The 23,832-nt window shown below is 56.4% G+C and carries 23 protein-coding genes and 4 pseudogenes; 15 read left to right on the plus strand and 12 right to left on the minus strand.

The window, feature by feature from the left end; all coding sequences use genetic code 11:
* Nucleotides 1–31: 31 nt before the first annotated feature.
* The 3 genes from J3R84_RS23555 to J3R84_RS23565 form a co-directional block, all read right to left on the minus strand.
* Nucleotides 32–172, minus strand: a complete 141-nt coding sequence (locus tag J3R84_RS23555) for a hypothetical protein (RefSeq protein WP_203529384.1) — start codon at nucleotides 170–172, stop codon at nucleotides 32–34.
* Between the two features lie 55 nt (nucleotides 173–227).
* Entirely contained in the window at nucleotides 228–404 is a 177-nt protein-coding gene (locus J3R84_RS23560; protein ID WP_203529382.1) for a hypothetical protein, read from the minus strand.
* 257 nt (nucleotides 405–661) lie between these two features.
* Nucleotides 662–1,693 (minus strand): LacI family DNA-binding transcriptional regulator, encoded by a 1,032-nt coding sequence (locus J3R84_RS23565; protein ID WP_203529380.1) that lies wholly within the window; start codon nucleotides 1,691–1,693, stop codon nucleotides 662–664.
* Between the two features lie 165 nt (nucleotides 1,694–1,858).
* Between J3R84_RS23565 and J3R84_RS23570 the strand changes: the two genes are divergently transcribed.
* The 9 genes from J3R84_RS23570 to J3R84_RS23610 all read left to right on the plus strand — a co-directional run bounded on the left by J3R84_RS23570 (nucleotide 1,859) and on the right by J3R84_RS23610 (nucleotide 10,285).
* Nucleotides 1,859–2,947: a fatty acid desaturase family protein gene (locus tag J3R84_RS23570; protein ID WP_203529379.1), complete on the plus strand. Its 1,089-nt coding sequence runs from the start codon at nucleotides 1,859–1,861 to the stop codon at nucleotides 2,945–2,947.
* 36 nt (nucleotides 2,948–2,983) lie between these two features.
* Nucleotides 2,984–3,301: a MocE family 2Fe-2S type ferredoxin gene (locus J3R84_RS23575; protein ID WP_203529377.1), complete on the plus strand. Its 318-nt coding sequence runs from the start codon at nucleotides 2,984–2,986 to the stop codon at nucleotides 3,299–3,301.
* Between the two features lie 37 nt (nucleotides 3,302–3,338).
* Nucleotides 3,339–4,565, plus strand: a complete 1,227-nt coding sequence (locus J3R84_RS23580) for an NAD(P)/FAD-dependent oxidoreductase (RefSeq protein WP_203529368.1) — start codon at nucleotides 3,339–3,341, stop codon at nucleotides 4,563–4,565.
* Nucleotides 4,566–4,618: 53 nt separating this feature from the next.
* Nucleotides 4,619–5,416 (plus strand): 3-methyl-2-oxobutanoate hydroxymethyltransferase, encoded by a 798-nt coding sequence (locus J3R84_RS23585; RefSeq protein ID WP_203529365.1) that lies wholly within the window; start codon nucleotides 4,619–4,621, stop codon nucleotides 5,414–5,416.
* 85 nt (nucleotides 5,417–5,501) lie between these two features.
* Nucleotides 5,502–6,356 carry a sterol desaturase family protein gene (locus tag J3R84_RS23590; RefSeq protein ID WP_225968536.1) on the plus strand — a complete coding sequence of 285 codons (855 nt, stop codon included), beginning with the start codon at nucleotides 5,502–5,504 and terminating at the stop codon, nucleotides 6,354–6,356.
* Between the two features lie 125 nt (nucleotides 6,357–6,481).
* On the plus strand, nucleotides 6,482–7,468 hold the full coding sequence (locus J3R84_RS23595; protein ID WP_113569848.1) for a sulfate ABC transporter substrate-binding protein: 987 nt from the start codon (nucleotides 6,482–6,484) through the stop codon (nucleotides 7,466–7,468).
* A gap of 83 nt (nucleotides 7,469–7,551) precedes the next feature.
* Nucleotides 7,552–8,373, plus strand: a complete 822-nt coding sequence (gene cysT / locus J3R84_RS23600) for a sulfate ABC transporter permease subunit CysT (RefSeq protein WP_203529359.1) — start codon at nucleotides 7,552–7,554, stop codon at nucleotides 8,371–8,373.
* Between the two features lie 2 nt (nucleotides 8,374–8,375).
* On the plus strand, nucleotides 8,376–9,263 hold the full coding sequence (gene cysW / locus J3R84_RS23605) for a sulfate ABC transporter permease subunit CysW (protein WP_373688551.1): 888 nt from the start codon (nucleotides 8,376–8,378) through the stop codon (nucleotides 9,261–9,263).
* The gene (locus J3R84_RS23610; protein ID WP_203529353.1) at nucleotides 9,260–10,285 is read left to right on the plus strand and encodes a sulfate/molybdate ABC transporter ATP-binding protein; all 1,026 of its coding nucleotides are present in this window, start codon (nucleotides 9,260–9,262) and stop codon (nucleotides 10,283–10,285) included. The genes cysW and J3R84_RS23610 overlap by 4 nt, the downstream gene beginning before the upstream one ends.
* A gap of 310 nt (nucleotides 10,286–10,595) precedes the next feature.
* Here J3R84_RS23610 and J3R84_RS23615 read toward each other — a convergent pair whose 3' ends face one another.
* The 5 genes and pseudogenes from J3R84_RS23615 to J3R84_RS38520 form a co-directional block, all read right to left on the minus strand.
* Nucleotides 10,596–10,967 carry an HVO_A0114 family putative DNA-binding protein gene (locus J3R84_RS23615; RefSeq protein WP_057223210.1) on the minus strand — a complete coding sequence of 124 codons (372 nt, stop codon included), beginning with the start codon at nucleotides 10,965–10,967 and terminating at the stop codon, nucleotides 10,596–10,598.
* Nucleotides 10,964–11,293 (minus strand): toxin-antitoxin system TumE family protein, encoded by a 330-nt coding sequence (locus J3R84_RS23620; RefSeq protein WP_225906479.1) that lies wholly within the window; start codon nucleotides 11,291–11,293, stop codon nucleotides 10,964–10,966. Before J3R84_RS23620 ends, J3R84_RS23615 begins: the two co-directional genes overlap by 4 nt.
* 339 nt (nucleotides 11,294–11,632) lie before the next feature.
* On the minus strand, nucleotides 11,633–11,992 hold the full coding sequence (locus tag J3R84_RS23625; protein ID WP_203529338.1) for a type II toxin-antitoxin system HicB family antitoxin: 360 nt from the start codon (nucleotides 11,990–11,992) through the stop codon (nucleotides 11,633–11,635).
* Nucleotides 11,989–12,202, minus strand: a pseudogene (locus J3R84_RS23630) (type II toxin-antitoxin system HicA family toxin). Before J3R84_RS23630 ends, J3R84_RS23625 begins: the two are co-directional and overlap by 4 nt.
* Before the next feature lie 99 nt (nucleotides 12,203–12,301).
* Nucleotides 12,302–12,448, minus strand: a pseudogene (locus tag J3R84_RS38520) (adenosine-specific kinase); the annotation flags it as partial.
* A 5-nt stretch (nucleotides 12,449–12,453) separates the two neighbouring features.
* On the opposite strand from J3R84_RS38520, the pseudogene J3R84_RS23640 reads away from it, so the two are divergent.
* The 6 genes and pseudogenes from J3R84_RS23640 to rfbA form a co-directional block, all read left to right on the plus strand.
* Nucleotides 12,454–12,642 (plus strand): annotated as a pseudogene (locus J3R84_RS23640) (sulfate ABC transporter ATP-binding protein); the annotation flags it as partial.
* 161 nt (nucleotides 12,643–12,803) lie between these two features.
* A complete protein-coding gene (locus J3R84_RS23645; protein ID WP_225968537.1) occupies nucleotides 12,804–14,738 on the plus strand; it encodes a glycosyltransferase family 2 protein in 1,935 nt (644 codons plus the stop codon).
* A 166-nt stretch (nucleotides 14,739–14,904) separates the two neighbouring features.
* Complete coding sequence (gene rfbC, locus J3R84_RS23650) at nucleotides 14,905–15,468, plus strand: dTDP-4-dehydrorhamnose 3,5-epimerase (protein ID WP_203529328.1); 564 nt, start codon at nucleotides 14,905–14,907, stop codon at nucleotides 15,466–15,468.
* 57 nt (nucleotides 15,469–15,525) lie between these two features.
* Entirely contained in the window at nucleotides 15,526–16,587 is a 1,062-nt protein-coding gene (gene rfbB, locus J3R84_RS23655; RefSeq protein WP_203529326.1) for a dTDP-glucose 4,6-dehydratase, read from the plus strand.
* Nucleotides 16,584–17,476: pseudogene (gene rfbD / locus J3R84_RS23660) on the plus strand (dTDP-4-dehydrorhamnose reductase). The gene rfbB and the pseudogene rfbD overlap by 4 nt, the downstream one beginning before the upstream one ends.
* A gap of 24 nt (nucleotides 17,477–17,500) precedes the next feature.
* The gene (gene rfbA, locus J3R84_RS23665; protein ID WP_203529323.1) at nucleotides 17,501–18,367 is read left to right on the plus strand and encodes a glucose-1-phosphate thymidylyltransferase RfbA; all 867 of its coding nucleotides are present in this window, start codon (nucleotides 17,501–17,503) and stop codon (nucleotides 18,365–18,367) included.
* Between the two features lie 73 nt (nucleotides 18,368–18,440).
* On the opposite strand, the gene J3R84_RS23670 is transcribed toward rfbA, so the two are convergent.
* From J3R84_RS23670 to J3R84_RS23685, 4 genes are read right to left on the minus strand one after another with little or no spacing between them, the layout of a single operon-like run.
* Nucleotides 18,441–20,618, minus strand: coding sequence for a glycosyltransferase family 2 protein (locus tag J3R84_RS23670; RefSeq protein WP_203529321.1), 2,178 nt, complete (start codon nucleotides 20,616–20,618; stop codon nucleotides 18,441–18,443).
* Nucleotides 20,619–20,623: 5 nt separating this feature from the next.
* Entirely contained in the window at nucleotides 20,624–21,442 is an 819-nt protein-coding gene (locus J3R84_RS23675) for an ABC transporter permease (protein WP_225906478.1), read from the minus strand.
* On the minus strand, nucleotides 21,439–22,539 hold the full coding sequence (locus J3R84_RS23680; RefSeq protein ID WP_203529320.1) for a glycosyltransferase family protein: 1,101 nt from the start codon (nucleotides 22,537–22,539) through the stop codon (nucleotides 21,439–21,441). Before J3R84_RS23680 ends, J3R84_RS23675 begins: the two co-directional genes overlap by 4 nt.
* Complete coding sequence (locus tag J3R84_RS23685; protein ID WP_203529318.1) at nucleotides 22,539–23,798, minus strand: KpsE/RkpR family capsule polysaccharide export protein; 1,260 nt, start codon at nucleotides 23,796–23,798, stop codon at nucleotides 22,539–22,541. Before J3R84_RS23685 ends, J3R84_RS23680 begins: the two co-directional genes overlap by 1 nt.
* Nucleotides 23,799–23,832: the final 34 nt, after the last annotated feature.

A 23,832-nucleotide genomic window follows, 5' to 3' on the forward strand; every position in this document is an offset into this window, starting at 1 on the left:
GGTAATTGTTTTCCGCCAGCTCGATCAAAGCCTAGGCGACTTCATTCCGTGACCAGCCGGCGACCTCAGCTTTCGTGGCCAAATGTTGGAATTCAGCCTCAAGCACTTCCTGGCAGTGAAGGCTGCGATCGGGATGGCATTTCGGATGCTTCGGCGCGGGAATTTTCGGCATGGCGGTTCCTCCTGCAGAAGATGTTGGGGCGGCAACTACTGTTCGCAAGGCCTTGCTAGTGAAATGGCGTCGGGATAATCCCGCGCCGGATCAACTCATGGAGTGCCGCGCTTGCGATATCCGCGACGTCGTCTGGCATTGGCACCTTGTCGAGTGCTGAATCGATCATCACAATGCAGATGTTCAAGAGTTCCTCGTCGCTGAACTCGGTGACTTGCTTCCTATCGTCCATGGCCATCTCCTCTTGGTGAGACGGTAGGCGGAGGCGAAAAAACGTTCTAGATGCAAATGTGACAGGTAAGATTTCGCTACAAACGGCGGTCGGCGATCCGGCGGGCGAGAACAAAATCGAGTTACAGAGTCCCGAAATAAGTCTCGAAGTGGGTAGGTGTGCAGGCCGTAACCGCCTGCGCTACAAGGCCTGCATGAAATTAGCCCACTCTCCTAGCGCGCGCGGGCGATTTGTTCTCAAAATCAATTACTCCGTCGTCAGATGTTCTCCGGAGTAAAAAGATCGAAAGGCAGGAAGGTCTGGCCTGGCGCGCCCGTCGGGCCGTTGCCGGTCGCCTGCACCATCAGATTGATTGTTTCCCGTGCAAGGGCCCCCGTCGGCGTCGATATCGCCAGGGTCACGACATCGTCGGCGAGTGCTAAGCGCGACTCCGGCGTCAATTCATTGACGACAGCGATCAGCTTGCCTTCGAGTTTTTCCTCGCGGATCGCTGAGATTGCTCCTTCCATGCCGCCGCCGCAGACATAGAAGCCGGTCAGATCCGGGTGGCGTTGCAAGAGGTTGAGCGTCGCTTCGTGGGTAATCTCGGCGGTGTCGAGATTGACCATGGTGTCGAGCACCTCGAAATCAGGCGCGTGCTCGCGAAAATAGGATCGGAAGCCGATTTCACGCAGTTCATGGCCGAGAAAGCGATGGCTGCCGACGAACGCTGCGACCTTGCCCGGTCTCTTCGCAGCCTTGGCAATCATCCAGGCCGCTGTCCTGCCGACCTTGTGATTGTTCAAGCCGATGTAACCTTCGCGGATGCCGGCTGCAAAGTCGGAAAGCAGGGAGAAAACCGGGATCCCGCGTTCCTTCAGTTCTTCGACCACTGCGGTCACCGCCGGATAATCGGGCGCGACGAGGGCAATCGCCTGATTGCGGGCAGCCATTGCCTTCAGCTTCTCGGTGATACCCGTCGGTGTGGAGTTGGCGACGAATTCGATCTGGGGCAGGGCGCGGACGTTTGAAAGCGCGAGCGCTGCGTTCTCGATCTCTTTGGCCACAGTTTGGTAGAAGGATTGTTGCGGCTTTTGCAGGATAAAACCGAGGCGGTATTGCGGAAGGTCCTCGAAGACCCGCTGACGAAGCAAGCCGACCGCGTGGTAGCCGATGGACTTGGCCGCATCATAGACCCGTCGCGCCGTCTCTTCGCGCACGGGATGTCGGCCGTTGAGCACGCGGTCGACGGTCGCAACGCTGACGCCCGCGGCGCGGGCAAGATCGGCAATTGTCGGTCTGTTGCTCATGGCTGCCCCTGAAACTATTCCATCATATATGACATGCAAGATATGATGGTATTTGAGAGAATATATCATCACTGCATTGAGGACTTGCAAAAGTCAACCTATCGTCAGTTCCAAGAGATGAGGAGCGGCCGCCGGCGTGTGGTCGATTGTGGGAGGAGAATCCGGATGGCGATGGTTCCGACGAAGCGTGATTACAGCTTGCTTGGCCGCGACGCCGAGGCCGCGGTCGCCAACGGGCTTTCTGCGGCGGAGTGGTATCACACGGAGATCCCGCGCAAGCAGATGAAGGAACTGATGAAGCGCGAGGATGGCCCGGCGATCCGCGATACGGCCATCTGGTTCGCCAGCCTCATCCTCTTCGGCGGCTTTGGCGTCTATTTCTGGGGGACATGGTGGGCCGTTCCCTTCTTTCTCGTCTATGGCGTTCTTTATGGCTCGGCTTCTGACAGCCGTTGGCATGAATGCGGCCATGGCACGGCATTCAAGACGATGTGGATGAATGACGTCGTCTATCAGGTCGCCTGTTTCATGATCATGCGCAATCCGGTGACCTGGCGCTGGAGCCACACGCGTCACCACACCGACACTGTCATCGTTGGTCGGGACCCTGAAATCGCCGTCATGCGGCCGCCGGATCTGCTTCGGCTCGTCTTAAACTTCTTCGGCATCTTGGATGTCTGGCATGCCGTCATCGACATGGTGCGCAATGCCTTCGGCGTCATCAGTGCCGCCGAGAAAACCTTCATTCCGGAAATGGAGCAGCCCAAGGCAATACGGATCGCGCGGATCTGGTTTGCGATCTATCTCGCAACCATCGGCCTGTCGTTCTATCTCGGCTCGATCCTGCCGATGATGCTCATCGGTCTGCCGCGCCTCTATGGCGCCTGGCACCATGTGCTGACAGGCCTCTTGCAGCACGGTGGGCTTGCCGACAACGTCACCGACCACAGGCTGAACAGCCGCACGGTCTATATGAACCCGGTCAGCCGTTTCATTTACTGGAACATGAACTACCACGTCGAACACCATATGTTCCCGATGGTGCCCTACCATGCGCTGCCGCGGCTTCACGCTATGATCAAGTACGATCTGCCGGCGCCGAATCCATCCATGCTCCACGGCTACCGCGAGATGCTCCCGGCCTTCCTGCGCCAGTTGAGGAACGAGGACTATTTTCTGAAGCGCGACCTGCCGCCGACGGCAAAACCCTATCGCGAAGAGTTTCACAGCGATGCCCTGCGTGCTGCCGAATAGGTACACCAGCAAACAACAGCATTTGGAGGAAGAAGCATGAGTGGAAACTGGATCGAGGTCTGTGCGGCCGACGAGATCGACGAAGAGGATGTGATCCGCTTCGACCATGACGGACGCACCTTTGCCGTCTACCGCAGTCCCGACGACGAATATTTTGCGACCGACGGTCTCTGCACCCACGAGCACATCCATCTCGCCGACGGACTGGTGATGGACGACATCATCGAGTGTCCGAAACACAATGGTCGCTTCAATTACAAGAACGGACAGGCCAAGGGCGCGCCCGTCTGCGTCAACTTGAAGACCTACCCGGTCAAGGTCGAGGCCGGCAGCGTCTTCATCGCGGTCGCCTAAGCGAGCTCAAGGCGTCCAACGAACATGGGAGAGGCACATGAACAGGATTGTCATTGTCGGCGCCGGCGAGTGTGGTGCGAGGGCAGCTTTTGCGCTCAGGGAAAAGGGCCATGAGGGTGACATCACGCTGATTGGTGCCGAACCGCATCTGCCATACGAGCGGCCGCCACTCTCGAAGGAAGGTCTGGCTGGACAGCTTGAGCCCAAATTCGTTGCCGACGCCGAACGCTATCAGGCTGCCGGGATCCAGGTGCTCACCGATACGCCGGTGGAGACCATCGATCGCGATGCGAAAACAGTACGGCTCGCCGATGGGCGGCAGCTCTCCTACGACAGGTTGTTGCTGACCACTGGTGCGAGGCCAAGGTCATTGCCGGGCTTGTCAGAGACATCACCGCTTATCCGGATGCTTCGGACGCACACCGACGCCGCTGCCATCCGCTCAAAGCTCGCACCGGGCAAGGTGCTGGCCATTATCGGTGGCGGATTTATCGGCCTGGAACTCGCAGCGACCGCCCGCAAGCTCGGCGCAGATGTCGTTCTCCTCGAGGGCCTGCCACGGGTGCTTTCCCGCGGTGTGCCGGAAGAAATCGCCACCGTCGTTGCCGCACGGCATCGACTGGAAGGCGTCGATATCCGCTGCAATACCAAGATCGCCGGCATCGCGGAACGCGAGGAAAAGGTTCAAATCGAGCTTGCCGACGGAGAAATCCTTGTCGCCGACCTGGTCGTGGTCGGCATCGGAGCCGTGCCGAACGCCGCCTTGGCCGAGGCTGCCGGCCTTGCTATCGACAATGGCATCGCCGTCGATAAGACGCTTTGCACCTCAGACCCCGACATTTTCGCGGCCGGCGATTGCTGCTCCTATCCCCTCGGGCACTACGGTGGTCGACGCATAAGGCTTGAAGCCTGGCGAAACGCCCAGGAACAGGGAACACTTGCGGCCGCCAATCTGCTGGGTGCCGCCGAGACGATTGCGAGCGTGCCCTGGTTCTGGTCCGATCAATATGACCTGACCCTGCAGATCGCCGGCCTTGCCGATGGTGCTGTGATGACGGTGCAGCGGGACCTTGGCGATGGCGCCTTCATTCTCTTTCATCTTGACCCCAGCGGTCGACTGATCAGTGCGAGCGGTATCGGCACAGGAAACGCGATCGCTCGCGACATCCGCCTTGCCGAGATGCTGATTGCTACCGGGAAAAGGCTGGATCCGCAGGCGCTCGGCTCAATCGACATCAAGCTGAAGGCATTGCTCGCCGCTTGAGGCACGATGCTTTTTCCCCTTGTCATAATAACAACCGTTATCCGGAGATCCTGATGCGAAACCGTCGCCCGACCGTTGCCGATCTTCTTTCGATGAAAGGCAAGAGACAGTTGACGATGCTGCGGGTCGAAACGCTGGATGAGGCGGAGGCCGCTGAAGCGGCTGGCATCGACCTGGTCTCCGTGCCGCCGGCCTTGCTCGGGCCGGAGTTTCGCGAAGTGGCCCCAACCTGTTTTGCCTTTCCGGGTCTAGAATATGGCGATTTGGTCACGGCCGACGAGTATATCCGTGCCGCATTCAAGGCGCTCAAAGCGGGAGGCGACGCGGTTTACTGCGCGGCAAGCCTTTCTACCGTTCGCCGCATGCGTGAAGAGGGGATCCCGGTCTGCGGCCACGTCGGCCTCATCCCCTCCAAAGCCACCTGGACCGGCGGGTTTCGCGCCGTCGGCAAGACGGCGGCAAGCGCCATCGAGATCTGGCGCCAGGTAAAAGCGCTGGAAGGGGCAGGCGCCTTTGCCGCCGAGATCGAGGTGGTGCCGGGCGAGGTCGCCGCCGCGATCAGCGCGAAGACATCAATGCTCATGTTGTCGATGGGCGCCGGCACGGGCTGCGACGCCCAGTATCTTTTCAGCGATGACGTGCTCGGTGCCAATCGTGGCCACGTTCCCCGTCACGCAAAAATCTATCGCAACTTCGCCGCCGAGCATGAGCGACTGCAACGCGAGCGCGTCGCTGCCTTTGCGGAGTTTGCCGAAGACGTGCGGTCCGGCGCCTATCCCGACAAAGCCCATCTCGTCGGGATAGACCAAACGGAATTGAACGCGTTTCTGTCGGATCTTGAGCGGGTTTGAGCCGGGGCTTGCCTTGCCTTGCTCGGTCTGGTTGGTGTATTCAGCGGGTCTGATTATTTCCCACGCAGCAGCACCGGATTTCCACTTGAACGCGTTCGTCCAGGGTACCCTGACTTTTCTCGCCATTCTTGCGGTCATCTACGCCGCGACGGTGCTCGTTTATTTTGCGCTCGGCTACGGCATCACCTTGCTCAATGATCGCAATCCGGAGCGGCGCATCCAGAAGGGACGCCGGGGGGAGAAGCGAAAGGCGGTTGAGATCCGTCAGAGCATGGCGTCGATCCTCGTGACCTGCACATCCGTCGCGATCGGTCTCTTTGCCCAGTATCAGGGCTGGACACTGTTCACGCCCTGGGCCTTCAGCTGGTGGACGGCGGTACCACTCTTCCTGCTCTGCATGGTGCTGTTCGACGCCTGGTTCTACTTCGCGCACCGGCTGCTGCACACCAAGCTGTTCTACAAATATCACCTGCTGCATCATCGAAGTGTCGCCCCGACCGTGTGGAGCAACGATTCGATCGGTCTCGTGGATACGGCCCTGTCGCAGGGCTATTACGCCGTCATTGTCCTCCTGGTGCCGTTTCCGCCGCTGATCCTGCTGGCGCACAGGCTGTTCGACCAGATCAACGGCACCTTCGGGCATGCGGGGTTCGAGTATTTTGCCTCGCCGACGGCGCGCTATCCGTGGCCGCTGTTGTGCACGACCTATCACGACCAGCATCACGCCGAATTCAATTACAACTACGCGAACTATTTCTCCTTCTGGGACCGCGTTCTCGGTACGATCTCGCCGGTCTATGACCGCCGGGTGGAGATGTTCGAAGGCGAGGCGCCGGCCATCAGTCTCAAGCGATCGTCGCAATCGACCCCGGCGCAAGAGGCGTCGTCGGCAACCCCGATCGGTAGTTCGCGGGCCACGCCGCAACGCCATTTTCTCTGATATCCGAATTCGTTAGGCGATTTTTCTCGTTCGGGAAACAAGCGAAGATCATGGTGCCTCGTCGTCTCCGATAGCGGCCGTTAGGTTTCATCCAACCTGCCGCCTCTATCCTACCGGAGATACCCATGAAGAAACTGCTGATCGCGGGCGCTGCCTTTGTTGCGCTCCTGAGCGGACCGGCCCTTGCCGAAGCGCCGACCTCCCTTCTCAATGCCTCCTACGATGTTGCGCGGGAAGTCTTTGCGGCCGAGAACGAAGCCTTCGTCAAGGCGCATCCGGGTATCACCGTCGACCAGTCGCATGCCGGCACATCGAAGCAGGCGCGCGCGATCGTCGAAGGTCTGGAAGCCGATGTCGTCACCTTCAACCAAGTCACAGATATCGACTTCCTGGCAAAGAACGGCTTCGTCGCCGAGGGGTGGCAGAAGGAGTTTCCGAACAACGCGTCGCCGTTCTATTCCTTCCCGTCCTTCCTGGTACGCGCCGGCAATCCGAAGGGGATCAAGGATTGGGGTGATCTTGCGCGTGACGACGTCAAGGTGATCTTTCCGAACCCGAAAACCTCAGGCAATGCGCGCTACACCTATCTGGCGGCAACGGCCTATGCCAAGGAAGCCTTCAAGGACGACCCGGCCAAGGTCACCGAATTCGTCAAGAAGATCTTCGACAATGTTCCGGTCTTTGATACCGGCGGGCGCGCTGCAACGACGACCTTCGTCGAGCGCGAAATCGGCGACGTGATCATCACCTTCGAGGCGGAGACCCGCTCGATCGCCAAGCAGTATGGCACCGACAAGTTCGAAAGCGTCGTGCCTTCCGTCAGCCTGCTTGCGGAATTCCCTGTTGCGGTGGTCGACAAGGTGGCAGACAAGCGCGGTTCGCGCGAATTGGCGAAGTCCTATCTCGATTTCCTTTATACCGACGAGGGCCAGAAGATTGCCGCTGAATATGGCCACCGCGTCCACAACGAGAAGGTGGCAGCGGAATTTAAGGATCAGTTCCCGGAGATCCGCCTGGTCACGGTCGAGGACGTGTTCGGCGGCTGGGGCAAGATCAAGGACGAGCATTTCGCTTCGGGCGCTACGCTCGACCAGATCTATGGCAATCGCTGAAAATGCGATGCCAATTTACCCGGCGGGTTCTGCTCGCCGGGTTCTGCCATGAATGAAAGCTTTGCCGCCGTGGAGGCGATCACTTGAAACGCAATGTCCTGCCCGGCCTGCCCCTATCTTTGGGCATCACCCTCTTTTACGTGGGGCTGATCGTCGTGTTGCCTTTGGCGGCTCTGGTCTTCAAGGCGGCGAGCCTTGGCCCTGCCGAATATTGGGCGATCGTCTCGTCGCCGCGCGCCGTTGCTAGCTACCGCGTCACCGTGCTTTCGGCCCTTGTCGCCACCGCCTTCAACCTCGTCTTCGGCCTGGCGCTTGCCTGGGTTCTCGTTCGCTACCGCTTTCCAGGGCGGCGGATCATCGACGCGATCGTCGATCTGCCTTTTGCCCTGCCGACGGCCGTTGCCGGCATTGCGCTGACGACGCTGTTTTCATCCAATGGGTGGTTCGGAGCACTTCTAGCACCCCTCGGTATCAAGGTGGCGTATACGCCGCTTGGCATCATGGTGGCCATGTGCTTCACCAGCCTGCCCTTCATCGTCCGCACTGTACAGCCGGTGCTTGAGGATCTCGATCCCGCACTGGAGGAGGCGGCGCAATCGCTCGGCGGATCGGATGGCTCCATTTTCCTGCGCGTTATCCTGCCCTTGTTGATGCCGGCGCTGCTGGCGGGCCTATCACTGTCCTTCGCACGGTCGCTGGGCGAGTTCGGCGCGATCATCTTCATCGCCGGCAATCAGCCGATGGAAACCGAAATCACCGCATTGCTCGCCTTCATTCGGCTTGAGGAATACGATTATCAGGCCGCTGCCGCGATCGCCTCGGTGCTGTTGATCACCGCTTTCCTGATGCTGGCAGCCACCAATCTCCTGCAGGCCCATGCCTTGCGCTATACCGCGAGGTCTTGAGCATGATACCGACCAGACGCAAACCGCCGCGCGTCGGCGATGGGCCGATCATACGCCGTGTGCTGATTGGCACGACACTGTTCTTCGGTGCCATTCTGGTGCTTGCGCCCCTCATCGTGATTGCAGTCGAAGCCTTCGGTCAAGGGCTCAGGGCCTATGCGGCGACGATCGCTCATCCCGATACACGCCACGCCATTTTCATGACGGTCGCAACCGCGTTGATCGCCGTTCCTATCAATACCGCCTTCGGTCTTGCGGCCGCCTGGGCAATCACTAAGTTCGATTTTTGGGGACGACGCTTCCTTCTCGTCGTGATCGAGATCCCCTTTTCGATCTCGCCGATTGTTGCGGGCGTCGCCTATCTCTTCGTCTATGGTCTGCAAGGCTTGTTCGGCCCTATGCTGGAGGCTGCGGATATCAAGATCCTGTTTGCCCTGCCGGGAATTGTGCTTGCATCGATGTTCGTGACGGCACCTTTCGTTGCGCGCGAGCTCATTCCATTGATGCAGGCACAGGGCAGGGACCTCGAAGAGGCGGCAACCTCGCTTGGCGCGTCAGGCTGGCGCACGTTCTTCTCTGTCACGCTTCCCAATGTGAAATGGGCGCTGCTTTACGGCGTGGTACTCTGCAACGCCCGGGTCATGGGTGAGTTTGGTGCGGTCTCCGTGGTCTCCGGCAATATTCGCGGCCAGACCAACACGCTGCCGCTCCATATCGAACTGCTTTATCACGACTACCAGGCGGCGGGCGCCTTTGCCGCTGCCTCAATCCTTGCGACGCTCGCCGTCGTCACCATCATTGCCAAGGTCGCGCTTGAGCGCCGTGGTGCTGGCCGCCGGCCGGCGCTTGCTGCCGCAGCCAAAGAACAGAATGCAGGAACCCGACCATGAAAATCCGTCTCGACCGGGTTATAAAGACCTTCGACACGTTCCGCGCCGTGCATGGTGTCTCGCTCGACATCGAGAGCGGACAGTTGGTGGCGCTGCTTGGCCCTTCCGGTTCCGGCAAGACGACAATCCTGCGCATGGTGGCCGGGCTCGAATATGCCGACGGCGGCCACATCTATTTCGGCGATCAGGACGCGACCGACATACCGGTGCGTGACCGCGGCGTCGGCTTCGTCTTCCAGCACTACGCGCTCTTCCCGCATATGACCGTTGCTGAGAACATCGCCTTCGGCATGAAGGTTTCCAAGACCAAGCGCAGCAAGCCCGAGATCGTGACACGTGTCTCGGAACTCCTGCGGTTGGTAAAGCTCGAAGGGCTTGGCGACCGTTTCCCCGGCCAGATTTCCGGCGGTCAGCGTCAGCGTGTGGCCCTTGCCCGCGCACTTTCCGTCGATCCGAAGGTGCTGCTTCTCGACGAGCCTTTCGGCGCTCTCGATGCCAACGTCCGCCGGGATCTCCGACGCTGGCTTCGCGAGATTCACGACGAACTCGGCATTACGACCTTGTTCGTGACGCATGACCAGGAAGAGGCGCTCGACCTGGCAGATCGGGTGGTCATCCTCAATGAAGGCAGGATCGTGCAGGAGGGCACGCCTGCAGAAGTCTGCCGCCACCCGGGCTCGGCATTTGTCATGCAGTTTCTCGGGGACGTGAACACGTTTCCAGGCGTCGCACGGGACGGTTTCGTTTTTGTTAGCGAGAGGGCCACTGGTATCGCGTCTACCGAAACTGGTCCTGTCGATGTCTTTGTAAGGCCAAGGGATATTATTTGGCAGAAGGATGCGGGAGGTATTCCCGTGGATATCGAGCGCATCTTACATCGGCCCGATGGATTGACTGTCGTTGGTACGACCAAGGATGGTGTTCGAGTGGAGTTTGAAATCCCTGAGCAAGTTGAACCCGATCTGTCTCGGGGGGCTGGGATTATCCTTAGGAACCCGCAGGTTTTCCCGAGAGGTGTTTAAATCGAGTGCGCGTGCCAGACCTTAAAGGGCGGGCGAATTAACCGGCGTCGGAAGACCCGGCGCAAGTTATCATGCTGAACCGATCTTCATGAAAATGAGGAGAGACATGTCTCCTACAGAACATCGCAGTGAGATCGAGAAGAGAAGATCACGGAGTTTTGGCGTTCAGCGGAGCCGGCGGGCGTAACGCAACGATAACCTGCGCGCCGGTGAGCGGAATTCCGGCCGTTTGTCCTTACCCAAGCGCCTGCGCGGTAAGATTAGGACAACGGCCTTAGGTCTTCTTAGCATCCCTTTCTAGGGAGGACACCTACGCCGCCGATTTTGCGGACGTCATTACCATGTCAACGTGAATGTTTCCGAAGGGGCATGTAAGTGCGCCACGTTCATCACGCTCGATTAGTCCTAGATTAACAAGCACCGCAGCGTCTCCATGCACGCGCTTGACGTCTCGTCCTAGCCGGCGCGCAAGTTCACGGACTCCGATCGTTCCACTCCTAAGAAGCTCGTTCAGCATCTCCCATCGACGTTCGGTAAGGTGGGAGAAGAACGCTCCGGGAGTAGCAAAATTCAGCGTCTCGCCCTGATAGGTCCCGGTGGCAAGACCCACCTTGGCCTTCTCTCCGGCGGCGCGCAGGGCCGATTTCCAATCGGTGTTCGTCGTGATGGTCAATGTCCTCATGACTGCCTCCGTTTTTCGATCTCGGACATGAAGTCCTCAATGAGTTGCTCAAGCGACGTGAACTGGTAAGGATACTCCTTGCCGTCCAGATGCATATGATCACCCTTGCCGCGCTCGTTATCGAAACCGACGACGCGCTCGCGGTTTCGAATATAGACCATGCGATACTTGAAACCGTGCGTGGTCGGGGGAACGGGTTCCGGCAGCTTCCAGATGACAAACTGGATGGTGCTGCCGTCTGCTTCAACGTTTTTGTGTTCGGTGATTTTTTGCGCATCCATGTTGGCTAATATGCCAACAATCGCCGCTGTTGTCAATTTAGCCAACGCTGCGTTGTTCTATAACAGATCGCAGGCTTCCTGAGTACCGGCAGGAGTATCATAGAAGGGCCTGTGCCGAAGGTGCCAGTAATGCCCCCCGGGCGACGCCGCCAACGGTGAGCACAAGACGCAATTTCATGCTCCAACAATTTCAGAGGCTTCGTCTTGGCGCCACTTTCATTTCTTCAAGCACGTCATCGAATGAAGTTCGCATGGGGCCGAGGCCAGCCGTTCGTCGCGAGCCTTCGTGCACGCGCAGATCTTACGGGCGTCTACATTGTGTGCTTGGAAAGATTTGCCTAATTTAATTGGCGGGGGAAGGCCAATTTATCGAGCACGCAACAATCACGACGCCGATAGGCGTGCCTCGGAAAAGTGGTCGGCAGCTTCTTCCAGCACCTCTTCTGCCCACTGGTTGAGACTCTTTCCCGAAAGCTCGGCAGCAAGAGCTGCTCGGCGATGGACTTCGGGAGCGACACGAAACATCATCTTGCCAGAATAGGGTCGCTGCGGCTCTTTGCCTATTTTCCTGCAGGTATCGAGGTAATCATCGATGGCCCCATGGAAGGCCTTCTTCAGTTCAGCGACGCTGTCACTGTGAAAGCCGATTACATCGGAGATACCTGCAATCCTGCCGAAAAACACTTCGTCCTCAGCGTCGAATTCGATTCGAGCGTGATACCCATTGTAAGTCATGGTGTTCATGGCGTTACTCCAATCTGCATCAGGAACTCGCAAGCATCGCGCACCTGATGAGCAATGATGCCGTCTTATTCGAACGTAACGCGGGACCATTGCCCTAGATCACGTTTGCTCCGGCAGCCACAAGCAGCTTTTCTATGGCGGCCCATTCGATGGTTCCAGAAACCGGGTCCTTGAACACGGCCGCAAGGGCCCTTTCTGCTTGCTGTTCATGCTAGCAAATGCAGGGACGCTTGCAGATTATGCAAGCGCAAACTCAATGACTTCGCGAATTGGATCGAGCTGAGCACGCAGAAAAGTCCTACGCTCCCGTGCGTTTATCAGGCCGGAGCGTAGCACGGCTTCGTCATCGCCGGACCAGCGTACCAGCCGCTTACCGGCGGCCTCGCAGAAGGCCAGCCCGAAACTGAAACCAGGAACCGCGCCCACCTGCGCTTCGTGGCGGTCCTCCACGGTCCTGTTGACTGCTTCTCGAAGAACCTTTCGGGGCGCTTGAGCCTATCTCCGGCGAGATCCACGACGAGTTGGGCATGACCACCCTGTTTGCACTTCACGATCAGGAGGAAGCGCCGGACCTCGCCAACCGGGTAGTAATCCTCGACCAAAGCCGGATTGTGCAGAACGGTAAGCCGACAGAAGTCTACCGCGCGCCGAGGTTGGAAGGCTGACGATTAAGCTGGCACCTGCCTGAAACAGCATTGGATGCATGGATATTCGGTTTGCGCAGATAACTGGAATTATGAGTTAAATTTCATTCAAAGCTCTGGCATAAGCGGCATACCGACTCCGGTTTCGCTGAATTGCAAGATAGAGAATGATGGCTGATGTTTCACAGGTCGAATTCAGGGTGCCGCTCAAGGCTGCGCTGGGAGATTATGCCGACCGTGCTGTCGTTCTAACGGTTATGGATCCAGGGCACCGTTTGGGTCTGCGCCCGCGCTTGGCGTTGCATCGTAAGGGTAGAGTACCAGCTACGGTTTTCCGCTCTTTCCTGGTGAACAGCAAAGGCCGCGGACGGTTTTATGGATGGCTGCCGGTGCAATTCGAAGGCGCGACGCTTATCGCCGATGACGCAACAGCGGAAATATTGGCGGACGTTACCCCGGAAATAAACGTGCGGCGGCTGTCACTGCTCGAAATCGGGATTACCCTGGTTCTGCAACGACCTTTGTTCATTCTTCGTATTCTTCGTCTCCTTATGGCGCGCAACGTGAAAGGCGCCACGTTTCGCTTTGCCAGGCAAGTCGACGCTTTGTCGGCGCCGAGCTATGACGAATGGATCGACGCCCAGCAGGCGGCGGAGCGCGCGGAGGTGCCTGACGCTCCGGGAGATTGGCCAACAAAACCTTTCGTCTTCGTTTCGATTGGGCGCGGCACTGAGCGGGCCGTCGCCGAAACACGCGCTTCACTGGCCACACAGACCTGGCGCGACTACGCCGAGATTCCTGCCAGTGAAGTCGCAGGTATGAAAGATGGGAACGCAGCCCGACCGCGACTATGGATGCGGCTTCCCGCGGGCATGCGCCTGGCGCCGCGCGCTTTAGAGAGGCTTTCGCGCCCCTTCGCGTTCTCGTCTTCGGTGACTGCAGTTTATAGCGACGAAGATCGTGTCAATAAGCGTGGTCGCCGGATCGATCCGTTCTTCAAGCCGGCTTGGAATCCGCCCCTTGCGCAATCCGGTTGGCTCCCATTGGACGGCGCCCTTGTCCGCTTGGCTGACCTGCCGGAGGGCTTGGACCTCGGGAATCGGCCGATGGGTGAGGTGATCGCCAAAGCTGCAAAAGGCCGTCGCGGTGCGGTCCTTCATGTGCCGCGGGTGCTCTTGCACAGAGACGCTCCATACCAACGAATGATGCGACCTGTTCGACTGAAAGCGGACGCTGTTGAGACGCCCAAGGTGAGCGTCATCATCCCGACGCGGGATCGAGCTGACCTGCTAGAGGCATGTCTAAGGGGCCTTTTTGAAAGCACTGATGGCGTTGATCTGGATGTTCTTGTCATCGACAATGACAGCAGCGATTCCGCAGCCTTGGCCCTTATGGACCGCTATGAGAAGGCTGGGAGTATCCGTCGTCTGCCGCTGCCAGGTGGGTTCAATTTTTCACGGGCCTGCAATCTTGGTGTCGAAGCATCGCGCAACGAACTCATCCTTTTGCTCAACAATGACGTCGAACCATTGCAGCCGGGATGGCTTTCGAATCTTGTTCGGGAGCTGGATGATCCAGATGTTGGCGCTGCGGGCAGCCTGCTGTTTTTCCCGGATGGCTACGTGCAACACGGCGGTGTTACGCTCGGGGCGGGGACTGTTGCAAGGCACAGCTTTCATTTTCTGCACCCGCAATCCGGTGAGGACAATGGTCTCTTGCGTGAACGACGGGAGATCTCTGCGGTCACCGCAGCTTGCCTGCTGACACGCAAGAGCCTTTGGATGCAAATTGGTGGCATGGATGAGAGCAATTTGACCGTTGCGTTCAACGATGTCGACTACTGCGTCAAGGTGCGCCAAGCGGGATGCGCGATTGTCTGGACACCTGATAGCGCCCTGCTGCACAGGGAATCGGTCTCTCGAGGTACGGACAATACACCTGAAAAGCTGCGCCGCTTCGCGCGCGAGGAAAAGACGGTGTATCAGAGGTGGGGCGATATTTTGCGGAATGATCCGTATCACAACCCGAACCTCTCCCTGATCGCGGAGGATTTTGTTCTCGAGGCCTGCCCGCGCGACCTATCTCCGAGGACGTCCGCATGATCAACCTCAGAGAAAGGCTTGCCCTTTGGATCGAGCAGTAGAGACACGCTTGATGTGCACATCAGAAGTGCAGTCACCCCACGATATCTCATTCAGATCCATGTTGCGCTTGGGTCTTTGGTGTGGTTGAAACGCACCCACTGAATTCATTGTCGATGGGGACTAAATGCTTTTCGAACGGACTGCTATTCAGGATGTTGTAGTAATTACGCCTAAGAAGTACGGCGATTCTCGTGGCTACTTCATGGAAACGTTTCGGGTAGATCAGTTCGAGGCGGAGGTCGGAGCCTTCTCCTTTGTCCAGGATAATCGTTCATTCTCTGCTGAAACTGGAACTGTTCGGGGGCTGCATTTTCAACTCAACCCCCGGGCACAGGGAAAGCTTGTATCCTGCACGGTGGGCGCGTTGCTTGATGTGGCCGTGGATATTCGAAACGGATCGCCAACCTATGGGCAGTTCGTGACCGCCGAACTGACTGCAAGCAATGCTCGACAGTTATGGGTCCCGCCTGGCTTCGCACACGGATTCTGTACATTAGAGCCGAATACTGTGATTAGCTATAAGGTAACGGACTACTACTCTCCCGAGTATGACCGCGGACTGCTGTGGAACGATCCAGATATTGCGATTGAGTGGCCGGTGACGACGGATGCTGCCATACTTTCCGACAAAGATCGGAGGCAACCAGTGCTGGCAGACCTTCGAACCAACTTTGTCTTCGCCTCCTAATTGGCAAAGATCGGCGGTTGATGCCAATTCAACCAAACTATCGGAGTACACCGAAACATGCGCGTACTGGTCACAGGTGGGGCGGGTTTCATAGGATCGGCACTTGTTCGTCATCTCGTTCTTGATAAAGGCTACGAGGTACTGAACGTAGACAAGCTCACTTACGCAGCGACGCTTTCGTCGCTGAAGCAAGTGGATTCGGCGCCTTCTTACCGCTTCCTCAAGGCAGACATTTGTGATGGAAGGGCGATTTCGGAGGCATTCACGACGTTCAAACCAGACCGCGTAATGCACTTGGCGGCCGAGAGCCATGTGGACCGTTCCATTACCGGTGCAAGGGCTTTTGTGGAAACCAATGTATTTGGAACCTTCAATATGCTCGAATGTGCGCGTAGCTATTGGGCGGGTTTGACGCAGGAGTTGCAAAGCCAGTTTCGCTTCCTGCATGTTTCGACTGATGAGGTTTATGGCTCACTAGGCGAGGATGGCTTGTTTTCCGAGACGACGCCCTATGACCCAAGCTCGCCTTATTCGGCATCCAAAGCCGCATCTGACCATCTCGCAAAGGCCTGGTCGCACACCTACGGCATGCCGATAGTGGTATCGAATTGTTCGAACAATTATGGGCCTTACCATTTCCCCGAAAAACTGGTCCCGTTGGTTATTCTGAATGCGCTGGAGGGAAAGCCTCTTCCAGTCTATGGCAATGGCGCCAACATTCGCGATTGGCTGTTTGTTGATGATCATGCCCGCGCGCTCGATACTATCGCCGAGAAGGGAAGAGTTGGCGAAACCTATAATGTGGGAGGGCGCAATGAGCGCCGAAACATTGACGTCGTCAGGCGCATTTGCGAGCTGATGAACGAGTTTAACCCTGCCGGCGGACAACACGAGGAATTGATTCAGTTTGTGACGGACCGGCCTGGCCACGACGTGCGCTACGCGATTGATGCAACCAAGCTGGAGAAAGAACTTGGCTGGAGGGCACAGGAGACATTCGATACCGGTATCGAAAAGACAGTGCGCTGGTACCTCGACAACGATTGGTGGTGGGCGCCCCTTCGTAAAGGCTACGAAGGTACGCGTCTTGGGCTGCTGAAGACCGGTACCGCACCATGACCAGCCCCCGGCGCTTTGTCGTGACTGGGCTGACTGGGCAAGTGGTTCAGTCGCTCGTAGCGCGCAGTTCTCAGTGTGAGGATGTCGAGATTGTCGCAATCGGGCGTCCGAACTTTGATTTGGCGAATGCCGATACTATAACGCAGTCAATCGAAGCGGCGCGGCCCGAGCTGATTGTGTCAGCCGCTGCCTATACGGCTGTCGACCAGGCCGAAAGCAACGAAGGCGATGCCTTCGCCGTCAATGCTCAGGGCCTGCCGCGCTTGCCCGGATCGCAAAAACGCTTGACGTTCCGATTATTCATCTGTCTACCGATTATGTGTTCGACGGCACCAAAGCTGCGCCATATGTCGAGAGCGACCCTGTGGCTCCGTTGGGAGTTTATGGGACAAGCAAGTTGTTGGGCGAGCAACTGGTGGCGTCTACACACGAGAACCACGCAATTCTCCGTACCGCTTGGGTCTACAGCCCATTCGGCAGAAATTTTGTGCGGACCATTCTTCGTGCGGCCGAGACACGGACCGAATTGGGCGTTGTTGACGATCAGGTCGGCAATCCGACCTCGGCGCTCGACATTGCGGACGCAATCTTGACTGTTGGACGAAACCTTCTGGGTTCGAACGATCTTGCCATGCGCGGGATCTTCCATTTAACTGGACGAGGTGCCGCGACTTGGGCGGAGTTCGCCGAGGAAATATTTAGAGTTTCCAAAATGATGGGCGGACCGTTTGCCAAGATAAATCGCATTTCCACGAGCGATTATCCGACGCCGGCGCGACGTCCTGCTAACTCACGGCTCAACTGCGAGCGCATTGCCGAATACCATGGCGTAATCCTACCCAACTGGAAGATTTCCACCAGTGGAGTCGTCCGCCATCTAACACGATAATAGATTTAAAGCGGAGTTGATTGAATGAAGGGAATTATACTTGCTGGCGGCAGCGGGTCCCGTCTGCATCCTATGACGTTGGTCGGTTCGAAACAATTAATGCCCGTTTACGATAAGCCAATGATCTATTATCCATTGTCAACATTGATGCTAGCGGGGATTCGAGAAATATTGATCATCTCGACGCCGAGGGACCTGCCTGATTTTCAAGCCTTGCTTGGGGATGGCTCCAGATGGGGGCTTTCTCTGTCCTATGCCGAGCAGGCTTCGCCGAATGGTCTTGCGCAAGCCTACGTCATCGGTGCCTCCTTCGTAGGAGACAGTCCCTCGTGCTTGATTCTTGGTGACAATATCTTCTTCGGCCATGGAATTATTGAGCTCTTTAAAAGCGCTATGGAACGTACGGATGGTGCGACAGTCTTCGCCTACCATGTAAACGATCCAGAACGCTATGGAGTGGTCGAATTCGACCCGGCAATGCGGGCGCTGACGATTGAAGAGAAACCCGAGAAACCTCGGTCCCAATGGGCCGTCACGGGGTTGTATTTCTACGACCAGGATGTCGTGGATATTGCCGCTAGCCTTAAGCCCTCAGCTCGCGGTGAGTACGAGATAACAGATGTTAATCGCACATATCTGGAGCGCGGTAAGCTACATGTCGAGAAGATGGGGCGAGGATATGCGTGGCTTGATACCGGGACTCCTGACAGTCTTTTGGAAGCATCTGAGTTCGTTGCCACTCTGGAGCGCAGGCAGGGCTTCAAAATTGCCTGCCCTGAAGAAGTTGCCTATCGTCTCGGCTTCATTGATGCCAATCAACTAGAGTCACTTGCAGGTCAATATGGCAAGAGCGCCTATGGCCACTACCTGACAAGCGTCCTTGAAAGTTAAACTTCTGTAGGGGGAATGGCGGACGCGCGCCCGTTTGCGCGCGTCGGAAGCAAGTTTCCCCGGCGAGTAGCTCCTAAGTGAACCAACGTCGCGGAACGGGGAGAGAACTAAACGGTGTAATCTTTGGGTCCGAGCGATCCGTGCTGTAACCGGGATTGCTCGCAGGATCATCGAACGTGTGTGTTAGATGTAGGCGCTTAAGGTTCTCCTGCTCCCGCTCGAACCGCTTGCTGTTTTCGCCACCGCGGTCGGAACCGCGAGAAACGGATTCGTGGTGTATGAGGTACGCAAACGGCGTCCAGACAATGCGGAAGCCCGCCTTGTGAGCCCTGAGACAGTAGTCAACATCATTGTAAGCGACAGCAAAGTTCTCCTCGTCCCACTGTCCTATTTGCCGCGCGCATTCGCCAGAAATCAGCATTACAGCACCAGTCACGCACGTCATCGAATTCCGCACATGTAGGCGATTCATCGGCCCACCGAAATCTTCTGGCTTGTTCAAATACCAATGGCCGGCAAGGCCACCGAAACCGGTAATGACGCCAGCGTGTTGAAGTCGCCGATCCGGATAAAGGAGCTTCGCACCCACGATACCGACCTGATCGTACGACAGGCAATCAACAAGCTCATCAAGCCAACCGCCGTCGATGATCTCGACGTCATTGTTAAGCAGGAGGAAGTGCTCCCCGCTCGCGCGTTCCATGCCCTCGTTGATTGCCCTTGAGAAGTTGAAGGTAGCCTGCTTGATATGGCACGAAAATGACGGAAACCGCTGTCCGTACTCATTGTAGAGCGCGAGCGTTGCCGGTTCTGTGGAACCATTGTCGATTACTATGACTTCGTGATTGTCATACGCGGTCTGTTCATAGATTCCCTTCAACAACGTCGCCATCAGGGCGTAGGAGTCTTTGTTCGGGATGATTATGGATATCTTCGGGCGGTTTGTCGCTGATGTTCCGAACCGGATACGGTGAAGCGTGGTTGTCAGAGCCTCAGTGACCTCAGTTGCTTTTCCCGCGCGTGCGAATTTATCCTTAAGGGCTGCGCGCGCGTTGTCCGTCGCTCGATCAATAAACTTGCTAGAGTAGGTTGTTCCAGTCTGCCGCCACCAATACGCTGGATACGGCACGTGGATGATCATTGCGTCGTCTAGTCCTTCGAGGTAGCGAAGTAGCAGGTCATAATCTTGAGAGCCTTCGAAGCCGCTACGAAGCTTTCCGATTTCATTCAGCCGCTGGCGGCGATAGACGGAAAAGTGATTTATATAGTTCACGCCGGTCAAGAGCACCGGATCATAGGCCGGTTTGAGCATAAGACCGATCGGTTCTAGTGCGTCATTGACAACCAATTCATCCGTGTAGAAAAACTCCGCATCCGGATGCGTGGCAATGGCGGTCTGGATAACAGTCAAGCCGTTGGGCGCGATAACGTCATCATGGTCCAGCAGCGCGACCCATTCACCCCGCGCAGCATCGATGCCAGAATTGGTCGCCAATGCTATGCCTTTGTTGATAGGGTTCGCAACAACTACAATGTTTGGTTTTGCAGGTTGTGAAGTGAACCAGCCCAAGGTGTCTGATGAATCAGAACCATCGTCCGACAGAACAAGCTCCACGCCTTCGATGTTTTGTTTTTCAAACGACGAGACCAATTCATTCAAGTAGCGAACTGGAGCGTTATAAACAGGAACAACGATGCTGAGCCACGGATCCGTGCAGCCTAGCTGACCTGGCAAAAGCTTATCAGCAAGTATGCGAGCCTGCTCGACATAGCGCGCGGCCACGGTATTTCGCTTTCCAAGCCTGATCGTTGGCAGCTTCTTCCAGAACCTTGGGAGCCGTGAAAATCGGGCGACTACCAATTCACTGTTCTGACGTTGCTGATCCGAGATGAAATGCTGCAACGCAATAGCCGATCGAATTGCTCGGACTTCTAGGGTCAGTTGGCAAGGTTCGCTGGCGGGATCCAGCCTCAGAGTGCAGATTGTGCCGAAGGAGCCCACATCGGCGACGATCAGAAAGTTTCTCCCTGATCCGGCCGTCAACGCTTCTTCCTCACGGAATCCCTGACCCCGATTGACGTAAAGCTTAGGTTGAATTTCTCCGCTGCGAGAAGCCAGTTTGATTACGACGTAGCGTTCACGGAGTGGAGAAAAGCGTATCAAGAAATAGGGGTCGTCACCCTCCGCCAGCCAGAGACCCTGCTCGCCAGCGTCTGCGACGAGTTCATTCTGCGCAATGACATTGAGCATGTCACTTATTTCCCTTCAAGAGTAATCCGGCGAACAATCCGCTCCAGCATAAGTCCGATGCATAAAGCACCAAGGCCGAACGACAAAAGATACGGCTTGTCAAGAACTTGGCTGTTGTAAGTCGGATAGAACGCGGAACGCATCCATTCGACTGCATGGACTACCGGATTCCAAGACAGGGCATAAGCGATTTGTGACGGCAGTGCTGATATAACGAACAGCGTGCCAGAGGATATGTAGATAACGATTAGACATAGTGAGTAAACTGTTACGAAAAATGCGATTAACGCGGTGATTACACCCGTGACGACGCCAACACCGACAGCCAGCAAAATTGTGGACAAGAACGCTTTGGCCGCTTCAGACCAATCATATGGAAATGGCTTGTCACCCAAAGACAGCAGAATCATAAACGTCAAAAAAACTGTGAAGCAGGCTGCGATCGTTTCGAGAAAAGCCCTTGCGAAGAGAATGTCGAGAACTTTCACGGCCGGTATCGCAAGCATTGGGCGGTTCATGACAATCGATAGCGCCATGAACCGTGATACGTACATGAACGTCAGGCAGGGAAGTAGCCCCGTCGCGAAAAATAGCCTCATGCTGTCACCAAACGGTGTTGTCCTCCCTGCAAATGAATAGATCAGGAGGAGCACAAACATATGCGCAAGTGGCCAAACGGATACCAGCAGAAATCCTAATCCGTGATTGAAGAAGCGTGTTCGCATGTCGCGCAAGATGACCGCGCGCATAACGTTTGCCTTTTGCCTAAGGGCATAGGGGATCGATCGCGGGTCCTTGCCGGCTTCATAAGCGACGCCCTTCATATTGATTCCACCTGAAGAAGGCCCGGAATGTTTGGTTGCGCGGCGCGCATTCTTTCTACAGCCTTAAATGTTGCCGACCGCGCTGCCTCGCGGGCAGATTTAGAGTTCAAGAGCGTTTGTATTGCGGCGATCCATGCAGCGGGGTTATTTTCTACCAACATCTCACCTTCGCTCTGGTTTCGACTGTAGACTTCCGAGTTAGAGTAAATAGCCGCGGCCCCCATACGGCTGACGTCAATCCGCTTTGTGTCGGCACGGGCACTGTTAATGCGCCCGTCCAAAAGCGGCACCAACGCAATGTCGGCCGGAGAATGGCGGCTTCGCAGTGCGAACTCCTTCCAGGGAAGGGGAGGTAATATCCGCAACCTTGATTCAGTAGACTTTTTATTCTGCCATATGGTGGCGTTGCGTCTATCGGCAGTCACTTCAAAAATTACGTTCTCGTGACGGGATAGAATTTCATCGATAATAGGTTTTAAGAAGGCATGTTCGGCGCGATGGATGCCTGTCGCGTGGTATCCGATAATCAAACAATGATCGTTCCCTGTACGCATTGCGGGGAGCACGTCGGTACCGGTGGGCAACGGAGGTAGCAGCCGAACGACAGCACCATTTGACTCCAGAACTCTAACTAGTGTGGGTGTAGCTGCCCATACAATGTCGAGATGTGCATTGAGCCGCCGCAGCGGCCAAAGATGCAAGCGAGCTAGTTTTACGCGGTACGGCAAGGGTGTGTCCGAATCCAACACAATAGCCGAAACGTCGTCATCAATAAACATGCCAACGCCAGCTAGCTTGGCCGCGTGTCTCTCAATCCACTTCACTTGCCGCCAACCCAGATACCGGCAGATGATTACAAAGCAACCCTCGGGATTGATATCTGCTATATCGTGGTCGAGGCAACGCACATTTACCGGGATGCGTGCATCATAGAAGCGCAAACGCTCTTCCAGAAAATAGCTGAAGCTAGGATTTTCTCCCTGGCGAAAGACCACGATTGAGCGAGCGACAGCCTCGGTAAAAGTGCTCCTGCGTGTTCTCGGCTGCGGAAGAAGTGCTCCTACAGTGTTGTGAAACTGGTCTTCGAGCCAAGTCATCAGGCTAATTTGTTTCGTGTAAGCACAAGGGCGCCAATGGATGATACCCAGGCAACCAAAGAGGTCAACGCTACTATTAACACCCAAAACGCTCGTGTCGGGTAAAGTGCCTCGTCAGGTAAGCTCGGCTCGAGGAAGCTATCGAGATACATCAATTGCTGTTTACTAATGAATTGGACCTGCTCGAATGATCTGACGCTTGCGGCAAACTGCTGTTCTGCGAGTTGCAGTTCGAACTGGAGGCTAGAGAGCTCAGCTGAGACGTTTGCTAGATTCTGCTCCGAAGACTGGTTGGGACCTGCAATCTGCCGCTGAAGGCCATCGATCTGTGCCTGTTTGCTCTGGATCTCCCTTGCAAGCACGCGCATCTGCGGCGCTTCCTTCGAGACACTTTCGAGTTTCACGCTGTACGATTGCTCAAGCTCAATCTTCTCCTTCTGCAAAGTCGTGAGCAGATTTGATAGCATTGAGGAGGACCCCTCGATGGTAAGTACCCCCGTTTTGTTTTGCTGAGTAGCTACGCGCTCCCGAACGTCGCGGAGTTTCTCGGACGCTCGATCTAGATTGGCTTTTGACGTTGCGATGACGTCTTTCCAGATTCGGTCGCTTAGTTGGTTGATGGTCCGCTCCGATGCGGCGATGATCGCGGTCAAAATATCCCGCGCGTCAGCCGCCGAAAATGCGCGGGCGGTCACAGTAATGATACCACTTGAAGGACTCACGGACGTCTTGACCATGCCATCCCAGTAATCCAAAAACTCTTCGTATGTGGCGTCCGATTTTAACCGCGCGAAGAAATCCGCATCCTTCACCATGAAACGCTCCCGAACGCCAATCTGCAGTTCAAGTGCCTCAAGGATCGCGCGGCTGTGTACGAAGTTTGTGACAATCTGAGTGTCTTGAACGATCTTCGCTGAAGGCAAACCCGTAATCTTGCCCAACTGATCCTTGCCTATTGCAGGCGCTGAAGTTCGGACGACGAAACGTGCCTCAGACTGGTATTGATCGGAGGCAACCGAGCCGTAATAGATAATCGCGCAAACAATTGGAAGTATAAGAAAACAAAAGGTGACGCATATCGTCGCCCATCGAAATACTCTATCTGCCAATCGGGGTCGAAGTCCCGCTGCCTCGTAGAGCTTGCTTCGATTGGAGGTGGAGAAGCGCAGCTTTCGAGCGGTTGCGGACAACGCCTTGGTCGCAGAACGGCTCTTTTGCAGGGCCGTTGACCGCTGAATATCCGGTTTCAGGTTTGTCATCTTTGGCGTATTTTCGTCTCGTCGTTTGGAGGCC

Source organism: Ensifer canadensis, assembly GCF_017488845.2.
GTDB lineage: Bacteria > Pseudomonadota > Alphaproteobacteria > Rhizobiales > Rhizobiaceae > Ensifer > Ensifer canadensis.

Coding starts and splice junctions, on each gene's coding strand:
- J3R84_RS23575 (WP_203529377.1), top strand. CDS start 2,984: ATGAGTGGAAACTGGATCGAGGTCTGTGCGGCCGACGAGATCGACGAA.
- J3R84_RS23645 (WP_225968537.1), top strand. CDS start 12,804: ATGATGGCTGATGTTTCACAGGTCGAATTCAGGGTGCCGCTCAAGGCT.
- J3R84_RS23580 (WP_203529368.1), top strand. CDS start 3,339: ATGAACAGGATTGTCATTGTCGGCGCCGGCGAGTGTGGTGCGAGGGCA.
- J3R84_RS23615 (WP_057223210.1), bottom strand. CDS start 10,967: ATGAGGACATTGACCATCACGACGAACACCGATTGGAAATCGGCCCTG.
- J3R84_RS23570 (WP_203529379.1), top strand. CDS start 1,859: ATGGCGATGGTTCCGACGAAGCGTGATTACAGCTTGCTTGGCCGCGAC.
- J3R84_RS23585 (WP_203529365.1), top strand. CDS start 4,619: ATGCGAAACCGTCGCCCGACCGTTGCCGATCTTCTTTCGATGAAAGGC.
- J3R84_RS23680 (WP_203529320.1), bottom strand. CDS start 22,539: ATGACTTGGCTCGAAGACCAGTTTCACAACACTGTAGGAGCACTTCTT.
- J3R84_RS23670 (WP_203529321.1), bottom strand. CDS start 20,618: ATGCTCAATGTCATTGCGCAGAATGAACTCGTCGCAGACGCTGGCGAG.
- J3R84_RS23685 (WP_203529318.1), bottom strand. CDS start 23,798: ATGACAAACCTGAAACCGGATATTCAGCGGTCAACGGCCCTGCAAAAG.
- J3R84_RS23560 (WP_203529382.1), bottom strand. CDS start 404: ATGGACGATAGGAAGCAAGTCACCGAGTTCAGCGACGAGGAACTCTTG.
- J3R84_RS23565 (WP_203529380.1), bottom strand. CDS start 1,693: ATGAGCAACAGACCGACAATTGCCGATCTTGCCCGCGCCGCGGGCGTC.
- rfbB (WP_203529326.1), top strand. CDS start 15,526: ATGCGCGTACTGGTCACAGGTGGGGCGGGTTTCATAGGATCGGCACTT.
- cysW (WP_373688551.1), top strand. CDS start 8,376: ATGATACCGACCAGACGCAAACCGCCGCGCGTCGGCGATGGGCCGATC.
- J3R84_RS23625 (WP_203529338.1), bottom strand. CDS start 11,992: ATGAACACCATGACTTACAATGGGTATCACGCTCGAATCGAATTCGAC.
- J3R84_RS23595 (WP_113569848.1), top strand. CDS start 6,482: ATGAAGAAACTGCTGATCGCGGGCGCTGCCTTTGTTGCGCTCCTGAGC.
- J3R84_RS23555 (WP_203529384.1), bottom strand. CDS start 172: ATGCCGAAAATTCCCGCGCCGAAGCATCCGAAATGCCATCCCGATCGC.
- J3R84_RS23675 (WP_225906478.1), bottom strand. CDS start 21,442: ATGAAGGGCGTCGCTTATGAAGCCGGCAAGGACCCGCGATCGATCCCC.
- rfbC (WP_203529328.1), top strand. CDS start 14,905: ATGCTTTTCGAACGGACTGCTATTCAGGATGTTGTAGTAATTACGCCT.
- rfbA (WP_203529323.1), top strand. CDS start 17,501: ATGAAGGGAATTATACTTGCTGGCGGCAGCGGGTCCCGTCTGCATCCT.
- J3R84_RS23610 (WP_203529353.1), top strand. CDS start 9,260: ATGAAAATCCGTCTCGACCGGGTTATAAAGACCTTCGACACGTTCCGC.